The organism is Amycolatopsis sp. lyj-112 (assembly GCF_046549055.1).
In the GTDB taxonomy this organism is placed as follows: domain Bacteria; phylum Actinomycetota; class Actinomycetes; order Mycobacteriales; family Pseudonocardiaceae; genus Amycolatopsis.
Genome location: NZ_JAJPWS010000008.1, coordinates 194,700 through 208,196 on the forward strand (window position 1 = coordinate 194,700; position 13,497 = coordinate 208,196).

Consider the following 13,497-nt stretch of genomic DNA (forward strand, 5'->3'; position numbering starts at 1 on the left):
CGTACAGGGAGACCGGCCGGGCGCACGGATTCCGCGCGCCCGGCCGGCTTTCGCGCTACAGCTGCCGCACCCGGATGTTGCGGAACTCCATCAGGTCGTTGTCACCGTGGTTCTGCAGACCGATGAACCCGCTGACGAACTGCCGGAAGTCGGTCGACGGGTCGCCCGCCCGCGACGAGTTGATCCCCGGCGCGTTCTCGAACTCGTTGATCACGACACCGTTGCGGATGATCGTGTACTTCTGCCCGACGACCTTGACCTCGTACTCGTTCCAGGTCCCCTTCGGCTTCACGCCCGCCTGGTCCAGCGGCCGCGGGTCGAAGTTGTAGATCGACCCGGTCTTCTGCGGCTCACCGGCGGCCCCGTCGTACAGCTGGACCTCGTGTCCACAGTAGATCGCGACCCAGGCCTGCGACGTCTTCGCGGAACCGACGGTGCCGCAGCTACCCGGCGGACGCTGCTCCAGCGGGGTCCGCGGGTCCGGGAACCGGACGAAGACACCGCTGTTCGCACTGCCCGTCGGCGCGATGTCCTTGAACTGCAGCTTCACCGAGAAGTTCCCGTACTGCCGGGCCGAGTACCACAGCATGCCCAGTCCACCGGAGGGCCTCAGTGACCCGTCCGGCTGGATGGCGAACTGCCCGGACGGCGCCTGCGACCAGTTGCGGAACGACTCCGCCGTACCGTCGTAGATCGCGTCGTAGCCGGTGACGCCCTTGTTGCCGATGGGCGACGCGGCGGCCGTGGCGTTGATCTTGTCCGACTCGGCCGAGTTGAGCACTCCGAGATCGCCCAGCCGGTCCACGGCCTGGGTGACGTGATTGACGAATCCGGCGTGGGAGGTCCACGTGCTCTCGTCGTCGATCATGTCGTCGACCGAACAGCCACCGCCGGCGTTCCGGTTGCTCACCCCGGTATCCGTGTCACCGATGACCACCGTCGGGCTCGAATCCGCTATCAGGCAACCGATGCTGACCGAGTTCCGCGTGGTCACCGTCTCGCCGTCCGCGTAGGTCACGGTCAGCTTGGCGGTGTAGAAACCGGTGCGCGGGTAGGTGTGCCGCGGGTCGGCCTGGGTCGAGATCGTCCCGTCCCCGAACTCCCACTTGTAGGACACACCACCGGACTTCGACCCGGTGAAGGCCGCGGTCAGCGGCTTGTTCTGCACCATGGTCGACGCGGCCGCCCCGGACGGGGTCGCCTCGCCGCCGATGTAGCTGATCTTCAGCAGCTTCTGGTTGTCGTTCAGGGTGAAGAAACCGCTGCCGTAGTCGAGCGCGTACAGCGCGCCGTCCGGACCGAACTCGGCGTCCATCCAGCTCTGCAGCTTCAGGTCACCGCCGCCGGACGGGATGATCTGCCGCACCGTTTCGGCGAACACCGGCGGATCCTGCTTCGGCACACCGTTCGGATCGACGGTGACCGCGATCCGGTTCTGCCCGTTGCTCTGGTCACCGATGAACCACTTGTCGTTCCAGTACGACGGCCACGCGACACCGCTGGTCGTGTTGACCAGATCGCGGTGATACGTCGGCCCGGTCATGACCGCCTGGCCGCCGCCCTTGAGGTAGGGCTGCGTGTAGGTGGCCTCGGCCGCGTTGTAGCTCGGGACGGAACTGTTGGGACGGTTGGGGAACACCGGCCCGCCGCCGTCCGGCGAGTACCAGATCATGTTCTTCTTGACCGGCGGCAGGTTCACCAGGCCGGTGTTGCGCGGCGAGGTGTTGACCGGGTTGTCGCAGTCGTACCAGCCGGTGAGCACTCCGGCGTTGGTGCTGCTGCGGTCGCGGTAGGGCTGCTTGTTGCCCATGCAGTACGGCCAGCCGTGGTTGCCCGCCTCGGTGATGATCGTGGCGGTCTCGTACTTGGCCGGGCCGAGTTCCGGGCTCGGCGAAGACGCGTCCGGTCCGACCCAGGCAGCGGTCAGCCAGTTGGTCTTCTTGTCGATCTGCAGGCGCGAGATGTTCCGCACGCCCATCACGTAGATCTCGGGCCTGGTCTTGTTCCCGGGGTCGTTCGCCTCGGGGAACAGGTTTCCCGCAGGAACGGTGAACGTGCCGTCGGCCTCGGGGTGGATCCGCAGGATCTTTCCGTTGAGGTCGTTGGAGTTACCGGCGGTGCGGCGCGCGTCCTGGAACGAAACGCCCTTGTACTCCTCGGTCCAGTTGTTGCCCGAGTAGCCGTTGGACCCCTGCGACGAGTTGCTGTCACCGGACCCGATGTACAGGTTCCCGTCCTTGTCGAAGTCCATGCCGCCGCCGGCGTGGCAGCAGCTGTGGATCTGGACGTCCCACGAGAGCAGGTCCTTGCGGGTGGCCTGATCCAGTGTCTGGTTCTTCAGGTCGTAGGTGAACCGGGAGACCACGCGCTTGCCGATCCGCTTGTCGCGATCGATCGAGTCGTGCGGCATCCAGTAGGCGTACATCCAGCCGTTCTCGCTGAACTTCGGGTCCAGTTCGAGCCCGAGGAGACCTTCCTCGTTCTTGATCATTTCGTTGGTGTTGCCCCGGTTGCCCATCACCTTCAAGGTGGTGAGCAGCTTCGGCTTCTTGGTGACCGGGTCCCACTGGTGGACCGTGCCGCAGCCGAGGCCGACGTTCGGGTCGTCCCAGCTCTCCACGAAACCGGTCGGGCAGGCCGCGCGGCCGATGTAGAACACCCGGCCGTTGGGGGCGATGGTGAGCCCGTGCGGCTCGCCGATCTGGTCCATCTGGCCGGTCTGGTTCTTCGCGGTCAGGCGCTCGACCTTGTAGTTCGCCGCGATGCCCGCCTTGCAGTCACCGCGCACCATGCCGGTGGTCCACTTCAGCGCGCCGAGGATGTGGCTGCGGAACTGGGCTTCGCCGTAGCTGCCCTCGGTCCGGCCCATCCCGGTGTAGAAGGAGCGGCCGCCTTCGTAGTCACGGCACCAGGAGATCGGGTGGAAAGCGCCGTTGGCGCCGACACCAGGCTTGTAGCCGGCCTCTTCGACCTGCGCGACCGTGTGCACGGTGCCGACCGGGTTGACCTCCCAGTTGAGCCACCGGTCGGTGCGGACCCACTTCTGCGGCAGGCCCGCCGTGGCCGGATTCGCCTTGTCGAGGACGTCGACGGTCGCCTCCGCGGGAACGGGCTCCGGCGGCGGCGGGGTGGTCGACTGGTCCTTGAACAGCTTGAAGTCGGCCAGCTGGGTGGCCGATTCACCGGCGTTGGCGGTGATGTTCAGCCGGTAGTTCGAGTACGCCGTGGTGTTGGCGAAGGTGAAGGTGCGGTTCTGGAACCGGTCGGCGAACACCTCGTTGGTGCGGGTGTCCAGATCGGTCCAGGCCGTCCCGTCGTTGGAGCCCTGCAGGGTCCAGCTCTTCGGGTCACGGCCGGCGAAGTCGTTCGCCGAGACGAGCGCGTAGCTGCTCACCGCGACCGGCGCGGCCAGCTTGTAGGCGATCCACGCGGTGTTCGTGAAGGCCAGCCACTTGGTGTTCTCGTTGTTGTCGGCCAGCTTCTCCTTGCCCTCGTTGGGCGCGTTCTCCGCGCTCGCGGTGACCGCGGCGACGGCCTCCGGAGTGGGACGCGCACCCACCGGGCGCGCCCCGATCAGACCGGAGAACCACTGCGAACCGTCCTGGGCACGGGCGGCGTCGGAAAGACCGAGGAAGCCACCGCCTGCCTTCATGTAGTTCTGCAGCGAGGTTTCCTGGTCACGGTTGAGCGTGACCCCTTGCGCGGACAGGAAGACGACGCCGCGGTACTTCGCGAGGTTCGCGCTCGTGAACACCGCCGGGTCCGAAGAGGACGCGACGGAGATCCCGTTCGCCTGCCCCAGGCTGGAGATCGCGTCCGTGGCACGCAGGACGGGGTCCTTCTGGTCCGCCGCGGTGCCGTGGAACACCAGGACGTTCACCGGGACGTTCGTCGCGGCCTGGGCGGTGACCGGCGCGATGGCCAGCGGAAGTCCGGCGGTGACAACGGCCCCGACCGCCAACGCGGCCAGTGACCGTCTGCGGAGCCGGCGTTGCGAAACGTTTCGTCTCAAGATCTCGCTCCTTTCAGGATGGTCGGGGAACTAGTGATGCGCATGAGCGGAAGCGCCGGTGGCGTCCGGTTTGGCCGCCGTGGTGCCGTGCTGATGGCCCTTGAAGCGGTCGATCGCCTCCTGGGCGCCCGCGGGCATCCCGCCGTCGGCGTTGCGGACGAGGAACACCCCGGTCATGCCGTCGTCCGAGTGCTGCTGGACGTGGCAGTGGTACATCCACGCGCCCGGGCCGACGCCGTCGCCGGCGATCACCTGGAACCCGAAGGAGTTGCCCGGATCCAGGGTCTTGTTGTCGAGGATCGGGGCGTTGTCGGTCGGGCTGGTGAGCATGCCGGTGCGGGTGTCCGCCCAGCGGTGCGCGTGCAGGTGGAAGGTGTGCATCAGGTTGCCGTGCCCGACGCAGATGAACTCCACCCGCTCACCGAGGTTCGCTTCGAAGATCGGGGTGTTCGGGGCGACCTGGTGGTTGACCCACATTTCGGTGAACACCACGGTGAACTGCTTGCTGGGCAGCAGATCCCCGCGCTTGCGCACGATCAAGCCACCGTAGAGCCCCTTCATCAGGCCCACGGTGCCGTGGTCGCCGCCGAACGCGTGGTCGTGGTAGTGCCAGTACCCCGCGCTGCCGGGCATCCAGAAACCGTTGGCCGCCTGGTAAGCCGTCCGCGTCTTCCAGGTGTAGGTCTTGGTCTCGTACGGCTTGTTGAAGGAATCGTTGAACGGCGAGCCGTCGGACTTGGTGTCGTAGTTGACGCCGTGCGGGTGGATGGAGAGCCGCTGGTCGGTGTTGTTGACCAGTTCGATCACGAGGGTGTCGCCCTCGTAGCACTCCAGGAGCGGCCCGGGGATCGTCGGTTTACCGGGCTCGAGCCCGTAACCGACCCGGGTCGAGCCGGGGACGAAGTCGGCGTAGACGGTGATGTTGCGGGTCATCCCGGCCGCGGCGGCGGGCGCCGAACCGGCGCTCGCCGACACCACGACCGGGGCGATGACCCCGGCCGCGGTGCCCGCGAGCATCGATCTGCGGGACAGCCCGCGTTTGTTCTTGTCCATTGTGGAGTCCCCAGTCAGAAGCGGACGTTGCGGAGATAGGTGAATCCGGTCTGGGCGGTGCTCAGGGGATCCGTGGGGTTGTCGTGTTCGACGATGTACTCGCCCACGTTGGCGCGGGTGTTCCGGAAGATGCGCGGGAAGTCGATGACGCCCTTGCCCGGGTCGACCATCTGGCCGTCCGCGGTCCGGTCCTTGACGTGGTACTGGACCACGCGCGGGAAGTGTTGCCGGTACAGCGAAATCGGGTCGACCCCGCCTTCCACCGCCCAGAACAGGTCGATCTCCAGGTGCACGTAACGCGGGTTCGTGTTCCTGGTGAGCACGTCGTACGGGCGCACGCCGCCGATGGGCGCGAACTCGTGCGCGTGGTTGTGATAGCCGAGCGGGATCCCGGCCCGGCGGAACTTCCGTGCCGCCGTGTCGAGCCGTCCGGCGAACTGCGTCCAGCCGTCGATGGTGTCGAAGGCCGCGAACGGGACGTTGGCCCGGGTGTTCCCGAGGATCTTCGCGTCCGCGATGGTCTTGTCGAGATCCCCGTCGATGCCCACGTGCGTGGACGTCGCCCGGATGCGGTTCTTGTCGAGCAGGCCGCGGAATTCCTGGGCCGTGCGGCCGTAGGTCCCGGCCAGTTCGACCTTCCGGTAGCCGATGTCCGCCAGCGCGGACAGGGTGCCCGGCAGATCGGCCTGCAGCGCGCTGCGCAGGGAGTAGAGCTGGATGCTGATCTTGTCCACCGGGACGCGGCCCCGACCGTGGTGGCCGTGTCCCCCTTGTGCCTCCGCGTCCGTCGAGGCCTGGGCCATACCCGGCAGGGCTACCACCGCACCGGCGGCGACCGCCGCCGTCGCGGCACCGCGGAGGATCGACCGCCGAGAGTGAAACTGCTCAGCTTCTTCACCGCACATGAAACGCCCTCACTTCTGGTTGCTGAAAGCCGCGTCGAAGGCCGCCGACGGCTTGTCGAACAGGAGCCCCCGCAGAAAGGTCACGGCTTCCGCCGCGCCCCGGAGCCGGTCCATCCCGGCGTCTTCCCACTCCACCGAGATCGGACCGGCGTAGCCGATCGAATTCAGTGCCCGGAAACAGTCCTCCCAGGGCACGTCACCATGCCCCGTCGAAACGAAGTCCCAGCCGCGTCGGGGGTCTCCCCAGGGGAGATGCGAGCCGAGCCTTCCGTTCCGACCGTCGAACCGCTTCCTGGTGTCCTTGCAGTCCACGTGGTAGATCCGGTCGGCGAAATCGAGGATGAAGCCGACCGGGTCGAGGTCCTGCCAGATGAAATGCGAAGGATCCCAATTCAGCCCGAATGCCGGACGGTCGCCGACAGCTTCGAGCGCACGTTTCGTCGTCCAGTAGTCATAAGCGATCTCCGAGGGATGGACCTCGTGCGCGAACCGCACACCCACCTCGTCGAAGACGTCGAGGATCGGGTTCCACCGGTCCGCGAAGTCCTGGTAGCCCTCGTCGATGACCGCCTGCGACACCGGCGGGAACATCGCCACGTACTTCCAGGTCTTGGAACCGGTGAAGCCGATCACCGTGTCCACACCGAGTTTCGCCGCCGCACGGGCGGTGTCGGCCATCTCCTTCGCGGCCCGCTGCCGGACGCCTTCCGGTTCACCGTCGCCCCACACCCTGGAAGGGATGATGGCCTTATGACGCTCGTCGATCGGGTCGTCGCAGATGGCCTGGCCGACGAGGTGGTTGGAAATGGCCCACACCTTGAGCCCGTGGTCGGCCAGCAGCTTCAGGCGTCCGGGCACATAGTCCTCTTCGGACAGTGCGCGGTCGACCTCGAAATGGTCGCCGGAACACGCGATCTCGAGGCCGTCATAGCCCCACTCGCCGGCAAGCCTGCACACCTCGGTGAACGGAAGATCCGCCCACTGGCCGGTGAACAGGGTGATCGGACGGCTCATCAGGACTCCTCGAAGGTGATCGTGTCCAGGTCGAACAAACTTCCGGTGCCCGTACCGCGGAACACGAGGAACAGCGGACCGGTCCCACCGGGGTCGGTGATCGCGGCGGGCGGGATGTCGGCATAGGTGTCCCAGCCGCCGGTGTTCGCCACGGTGACCGTGTGCACCAGCGGACCGTCGACCGCGCCCGAACGGACCTCGATCGTGCCGCCGGTCCCGCCGGAAGAGACCCGGTAGCCGATACCGGTGACACCGACGAGGTTCACCGGGTCGAACTTGATCCAGTCACCGGACTCGATGTGGTTGACCCGCTTGCCGCCACTGGCGCCGGTGTGCCCGACGACCTCGACCCCGCTGGACTGAGTGAAGAACTCCGCCTGCTTCAACTTGGTCTGCAGCAGGGATTCCGCCTCGCCGGTGAGGGCGGGAACGCCGTTGGCGCCGTTGTCGGTGTAGCTCGCGTTGATGACACCGAACACGTTGGCGTCCAGGCCGTGGCCCTCGTCGGCGGGAGTGGCGATGGTGCCTTCACAGCCGGTGGCGCGGCTCAGCGGGTGGCCGTGGCCCTCGTGGCCGAGGATGTATTCGACAGTGACCTTCGAGCAGTCGATCGGATTGTCCTCGGCGTCGGTCACCTCGACCTTGAACGGGACCGTGTCGCCGAAGCTGAACACGCTGCCGTTGACCGGGGTCTTGAGCGTGACCACCGGCGCGGTGTTCCCGACGGTGACCACGACGCTCGCCGCGCCGGTCAGGCCGGTGGCGTCGGTGACCGAAAGCTTCGCCGTGTACTGGCCGTTCGCGGTGTAGGTGTGGGAAACCGGGGCGGCTTCGGTGGAATCGGTCGTGCCGTTCCCGTCGAAGTCCCAGGCGTAGGTCAGGGCCTGGCCGTCGGGGTCGTTCGTCCCGGCGGGGTCGAACTTGACGGTGAGCGGTGCCTGGCCGGACGTCTTGTCCGCGGCCACCTTTGCCTCCGGGGTGCGCCTGCCCTTGGTGTAGTCGATCCGGTAGACCGCGGATTCCTTGGAGCCACCGAAGTAGCCGGTGCCGTAGTCGAGGACGTAGAGCGCGCCGTCCGGGCCGAACTCGATGTTCATCGGGCGGCTCAGCGTCATCGAGTCGAAGAACGGTTTGACGGCACCGCGTTCGCCGTTCGGCCCGACGGTGATCTCCTTGATCCAGCTGCGTTCCCACTCGTAGGCGAAGGTCTTGCCGTTGAAGTATTCCGGGAACTTCGTCTGCGACGGGTTCGCCGCGTCGTACTGGTAGACCGGGCCGCCCATCGGGGACTCCGGGCCGGTCCCGAACTCGGGCACCGAACCGCCGTCGTAAGGGATCCAGGCCTTCTCGACCGGGGGCAGATCCGTCAGGCCGGTGTTGTGCGGGCTGGTGTTCTTCGGCTTGGCGCAGTCGAAGGCGGCGCCGGACTGTTTGGTGGCGAAGTCGTAGTCGATGAACGGCTGGTTGTCGCCGACGCAGTACGGCCAGCCGAAGTTACCCGGCTTCTTGATCAGGTTGAACTCGACGATGCCACCGGGACCGCGTTTGGGGTCGGCAGCACCGGCGTCGGGGCCGTAGTCGGCGAGGTGGATCCAGCCGGTCTTGCGGTCGACGGCGAACCGGAACGGGTTCCGGAAGCCCATCGCGTAGATCTCGGGCTTGGTCTTGGCCTTGCCACGCGGGAAGAGGTTCCCCTTGGGCGTCGTGTATTTGCCCTTGCCGTCGACCTTGATCCGCAGCACCTTGCCGCGCAGGTCGTTGGTGTTGGCGGAACTGCGCTGGGCGTCGTAGACCGGGTTGCGGTCGGCGCGCTCGTCGATCGGGGTGAAACCGTCGGAGGCGAACGGGTTGCTGTCGTCCCCTGTGGACAGATACAGGTTGCCCTGCGCGTCGAAGTCGATCTCGCCGCCGGCGTGGCAGCAGATACCGCGTTCGGCCGGGACCTGGAGGATCTTCTGTTCGCTCGCGAGGTCCAGGTTGTTGTCGGCGTTGAGCTTGAACCGCGAGAGCTGGTTGTAACCCTTGAACGGCGCGAAGTCGGCCGCGGTGCCGTTCTCCGGCGCATCACCGGCCGGGGTGTTCAGCTTGGGCGCGTAGTAGAGGTACACCCAGCGGTTCCTGGCGAAGTCCGGGTCGATGGCGACCCCTTGCAGGCCGTCCTCGTCGTGGTTGTAGACGGGGATCGTCGCGGCCAGCTTCGTCGTCGCCGACGAGCTGGTGTACCAGACGCGGCCGTCGCGCGAAGTGTGCAGGACGTCGCGGTTGGGCAGCACGGAAAGCGCGATCGGCTCGCCGGTCTTCTCCTCGCCCTTGGCCAGGGTGATCTGGTCGAAGTCCGCGTCGACCGGGGCTTCCTGGGGCTTGGCGCAGCCCGCCTTGCTCAGCTTGGTGGCGTACTTGATGCCACCCGCGAGGTGTTTACGGAAGGCCGGTTCGGCGTAGGACTCCTTGGTGTGCCCACCGCCGGTGTACCAGGAGCGGCCGCCGGAGTTCTCGTGGCACCAGGCGATCGGGTGGTCGCCCATCGCGCCGTCGCCGGGCTGGTAGCTCTTCTCGTCCAGGCTCGCGAGCACATGGACGTTGCTCCGCGGGTTCTGGCGGTAGTTGTACCACTCGTCGGTGCGCGGCCAGGTTTCCGGCAGGCCCGCGGTGGACACGTGGTCGTGGTCCTCGACCTTGACGTTCGCCTTCTGGATCTGCGGGTGGGACTTGAAGTACGCCCCGACCAGCTGGCCGTACCAGGGCCAGTCGTATTCGGTGTCGGAGGCGGCGTGCACACCGACGTACCCGCCGCCGCCCTTCACATACCGTTCGAACGCGGACTGCTGGTCCGCGTTCAGCACGTCACCGGTGGTGGAAAGCCAGACGACGGCGTTGAACCGCTTGAGGTTCGCGTCGGTGAACGCCGCCGGGTCCTCGGTGGCCACCACTCCGAAGTGGTTCTGCGCACCCAGTTCCTTGATCGCCTTGATCCCGTCGGGGATCGAATCGTGCCGGAATCCCGCTGTTCTGGAGAACACGAGCACCGACGCCGCCTCGTGTTCCGGCGCGGCCTGCGCTGGAAATGCGAAGCCTGTCAGAGCGGTGACCATCGACGTGACTAGCACGCCGAGCCGTCGTTTCAGAGACATGGCTGTAGCGATCCTTTCGATGAGCGGCGGCGATCAAGGAACGGGTGCTTTTTACAGGTGCCCTTCTTTTATTTCAGGCCTTGCAGGGACAACAGGAGAGGATGAACGTCGGTCGCACCGATGCGGCCGGACGGCTGGAAGGCCGGGTCCGAGCAGAGCAGGACCGGACCGTCCTCAGTGGAATCCGGTAGCCGTCCGTGGGAACCGCGCACCCAGCGCGGGTCGGTCGGGACGACGTCCATCGCGTACCTCAGCCCGGCGAACTTCTTCGCCAGGTTGAGCCCGGCCCGCGCCTTGGCGAACTTGTCCTCCGGGTCGAAGAACAGCTCGGCGGGGTCGTAACCCGGTTTGCGGTGGATCTCGACGCCGCGCGCGAAGTCGGGCTTCCGCGCGTCGTCGAGCCAGTAGTAGTAGGTGAACCACGAGTCCGGCTCCGCGACCGCGACGAGTTCGCCGGCGCGTTCGTGGTCGATCCCGTACTTCGCCTGTGCCTCGCGATCGAGGACCTCGTCGACACCGGTCAGCTCGCCGACGATCGACCGCACACGCTCCACATCGGACTCGTCGCGGACGTAGACGTGCGCGACCTGGTGGTCGGCGACGGCGAACGCGCGTGAGGCCCACGGGTCGAGGTATTCCATCCCCGCCTGGGTGTAGACCTCCAGCAGACCTTCGCGACGCAACGCGCGGTTGATGTCGACCGGCCTGCTGACGTTCGTGATCCCGTATTCGCTGAGCGCGACCACGGTCGCCCCGGCGTTGCGGGCGTCGTCGAGCAGCGGAACCAGTGCGTTGTCCAGTTCCCGCGCGGCGAGCGCGGCCTGCGGCGCGTCCGGACCGAAGCGCTGCAGGTCGTAGTCCAGATGCGGGACGTAGGTCAGCAGCAGATCGGGCCGCCGTTCGCGCAGGATCTGCCGCGACGCGCCGATGACCCACTTGCTCGATTTGATCGACGCCGTCGGCCCCCAGTACTGGAAGAGCGGGAACTCCCCCAGTTCGCCGGTGAGCTGATCGTGCAGTTCCGGCGGCCGCACGTAGGCGTCCGGCGATTTGCGGCCGTCGGCGTGGTAGATCGGCCGCGGGGTCACCGTGACGTCGGTGCTCATCCCCATCGCGTACCACCAGCAGACGTTCGCGGCGGTGTAGCCCGGATGCGCGGATCGGGCGGTCTCCCACAGCTTCTCGCCACTGACGAGCCGGTTGTGCTGGCGCCACAGGAAGATCTCGCCGAGTTCGCGGAAGAACCAGCCGTTGCCGACGATCCCGTGCTGCGCGGGCATGAGCCCGGTGAGGAACGTCGACTGCGCACTGCAGGTGACCGCGGGCAGCACCGTGCCGAGTTCGGCCTGCCAGCCGTCCCGGGCGACGGCGGACAGGTTCGGCATGTCCCGCAACGCCTTCGGGGTCAGCCCGACGACGTCGATGACGACCAGCGGCTTCATGCGGAAGCCCCTTCCTTGACGAGGTTCGCCTGGGCCCATTCGAGTTCCGCGGCGATCCCGCCGACGAGGTCGCCCGCGTCCGGCAGGACGCTCCAGGTGTAGGTCTCGACCTCGATATGCGGTTCGCCGGGCAGTCCGGCGGCGACCGTGCGCAGCACGTCGGTGGTGGTGGCCAGCGGTGCGGCCGGGGCCTGGTGCAGCGGCATGTGGAAGTGCACCCGCCACGGGCGTTCTCCTGGTAATTGTCGCCATGCCTCCGGCAGGTCATCGGCCTTGTGCACGACACCGTCTGCACCGAGTTCCCGCACCTGGTGCAGGTAACGAGGTTCGGCGAAGGCGGCCAGGGCTTCCCGTGCTTCGGCCGGCTTCTCGACGTGCAGCGCCGCGGAGGCTTGCACCTTGACGATGTCCACATCGGACTTCGCGATCGCGGCCAGTGTCTCCGCCGGGTCGGCGAACGACACGGCGAGATGGCAGGTGTCCAGGCACAGCCCGACGTACTCCGGGTCGACGCGGCCGGACAACCAGGCCAGCGCGTCGGCCACGGTGTCGAGCACGCAGCCGGGTTCCGGCTCGACAGCCAAGCGGATCGGCCGGTCCCCGGTCGCCCGGATCGCGCGGACGACCTGTTCGAAGGCCGCGGCCGCGGCGTGGTCGTCGTGTTCGGTCCACGGTTCACGCCAAGCCAACGGCAGAGTCGAGATACTGCCGTAGGTGGCGTCTTCGGCGAGCAGGTCCGCGAGCACGGTCACGCAATCGATCGTGTAGGAGACCCGGTCACTGTCCGTCCACTGAGGACGGTAGACCGCGTGCTTGACGACCTCGTCGTGGAAACCGCCGTACGGGAACGCGTTCAGCGTGTAGACACTGAGCCCGCGCGCGTCCAGCTCGGAACGGAACGCCTTGCGCGCCTGAGTGTCGTCGGCGAGACCCCGCGCGACCGGCGCGGAAAGCCACAGTCCGACGCCGAGCTTGTCGGCGCCGAGCCGCTCACGCACCGGAAGCGCGTACCGCTCCAGCTGCGCGACGATGCCGGCGACATCTTCGGCGGGGTGGACGTTCGTACAGTAGGAGATCATTTGCGGGCACCTCGCAGGACCGAGTTGCCCTCGAAGGTCACGGCCTCGCCGGTGAAACCGGGCAGCGGGTCGAGGGTGAGCCTGCCGCTCTGGTCGTAGAACTCGACCGGGTTCTGCCACAGCACCTTGTCGACGTCGGCCTCGGTGAAGCCGGCGTCGAGCATCGCCTGCCCGGTCTTGGCCGTCTTCAAGGGATCCGAGCGGCCCCAGTCGGCGGCCGAGTTGACGATCATCTTGTCCAGCCCGTACCGGCGCAGGATCTCGACCATCCGGTGTTCGTCCATCTTGGTGTCCGGGTAGATCGAAAAACCCATCCAGGCGCCGGAATCCTTGACCAGCTCTACGGTGACCTCGTTGAGGTGGTCGACGATCACGCGCTCCGGGGCGAGCCCGGCTTCCCGGACGACATCGAGGGTGCGCTTGGTGCCTTCCAGCTTGTCGCGGTGCGGGGTGTGCACCATCACCGGAAGGTCGTGTTCGAGGGCCATCGCCAGCTGCCGGGCGAAGACCTCGTCCTCTTCCTTGGTCATCGAGTCGTAACCGACCTCGCCGACCGCGACGACGCCGTCCTTGGCCAGGTACCTCGGCAGCACGTCGAGCACCTCGCGGCAGCGGGGATCGTTGGCTTCCTTGGGGTTCAGCGCGATCGTGCAGTGGTGCCGGATGCCGAACTGGGCGGCGCGGAACCGTTCCCAGCCGATGAGCGCGTCGAAGTAGTCGGTGTACGAGCCGACGCTGGTGCGCGGCTGTCCGAGCCAGAAGGCGGGTTCGACGAGGGCGCGGACTCCGGCGGCGTACATCGCTTCGTAGTCGTCGGTGGTCCGGGAGGACATGTGGATGTGGGGATCGAAGATGCGCACG

8 protein-coding genes are annotated in these 13,497 nt (G+C 67.1%); all 8 read right to left on the reverse strand.

The window, feature by feature from the left end; translation table 11 throughout:
- Positions 1-55: 55 nt before the first annotated feature.
- The gene (locus ACLJRL_RS25930; RefSeq protein ID WP_410658873.1) at positions 56-4,012 is read right to left on the reverse strand and encodes a ThuA domain-containing protein; all 3,957 of its coding nucleotides are present in this window, start codon (positions 4,010-4,012) and stop codon (positions 56-58) included.
- Between the two features lie 30 nt (positions 4,013-4,042).
- On the reverse strand, positions 4,043-5,065 hold the full coding sequence (locus ACLJRL_RS25935; RefSeq protein WP_410658874.1) for a multicopper oxidase domain-containing protein: 1,023 nt from the start codon (positions 5,063-5,065) through the stop codon (positions 4,043-4,045).
- Positions 5,066-5,079: 14 nt separating this feature from the next.
- Positions 5,080-5,970: a sugar phosphate isomerase/epimerase family protein gene (locus tag ACLJRL_RS25940; RefSeq protein WP_410658875.1), complete on the reverse strand. Its 891-nt coding sequence runs from the start codon at positions 5,968-5,970 to the stop codon at positions 5,080-5,082.
- 9 nt (positions 5,971-5,979) lie between these two features.
- Positions 5,980-6,984 (reverse strand): sugar phosphate isomerase/epimerase family protein, encoded by a 1,005-nt coding sequence (locus tag ACLJRL_RS25945; RefSeq protein WP_410658876.1) that lies wholly within the window; start codon positions 6,982-6,984, stop codon positions 5,980-5,982.
- On the reverse strand, positions 6,984-10,076 hold the full coding sequence (locus tag ACLJRL_RS25950) for a ThuA domain-containing protein (protein ID WP_410659057.1): 3,093 nt from the start codon (positions 10,074-10,076) through the stop codon (positions 6,984-6,986). The genes ACLJRL_RS25945 and ACLJRL_RS25950 overlap by 1 nt, the downstream gene beginning before the upstream one ends.
- Before the next feature lie 107 nt (positions 10,077-10,183).
- Entirely contained in the window at positions 10,184-11,557 is a 1,374-nt protein-coding gene (locus tag ACLJRL_RS25955; RefSeq protein WP_410658877.1) for an alkaline phosphatase family protein, read from the reverse strand.
- Complete coding sequence (eboE, locus tag ACLJRL_RS25960) at positions 11,554-12,636, reverse strand: metabolite traffic protein EboE (protein WP_410658878.1); 1,083 nt, start codon at positions 12,634-12,636, stop codon at positions 11,554-11,556. Before eboE ends, ACLJRL_RS25955 begins: the two co-directional genes overlap by 4 nt.
- Complete coding sequence (locus ACLJRL_RS25965) at positions 12,633-13,496, reverse strand: TatD family hydrolase (protein WP_410658879.1); 864 nt, start codon at positions 13,494-13,496, stop codon at positions 12,633-12,635. Before ACLJRL_RS25965 ends, eboE begins: the two co-directional genes overlap by 4 nt.
- Position 13,497 lies beyond the last annotated feature (1 nt).

Coding starts and splice junctions, on each gene's coding strand:
- ACLJRL_RS25935 (WP_410658874.1), bottom strand. CDS start 5,065: ATGGACAAGAACAAACGCGGGCTGTCCCGCAGATCGATGCTCGCGGGC.
- ACLJRL_RS25940 (WP_410658875.1), bottom strand. CDS start 5,970: ATGTGCGGTGAAGAAGCTGAGCAGTTTCACTCTCGGCGGTCGATCCTC.
- ACLJRL_RS25945 (WP_410658876.1), bottom strand. CDS start 6,984: ATGAGCCGTCCGATCACCCTGTTCACCGGCCAGTGGGCGGATCTTCCG.
- ACLJRL_RS25950 (WP_410659057.1), bottom strand. CDS start 10,076: ATGGTCACCGCTCTGACAGGCTTCGCATTTCCAGCGCAGGCCGCGCCG.
- ACLJRL_RS25955 (WP_410658877.1), bottom strand. CDS start 11,557: ATGAAGCCGCTGGTCGTCATCGACGTCGTCGGGCTGACCCCGAAGGCG.
- eboE (WP_410658878.1), bottom strand. CDS start 12,636: ATGATCTCCTACTGTACGAACGTCCACCCCGCCGAAGATGTCGCCGGC.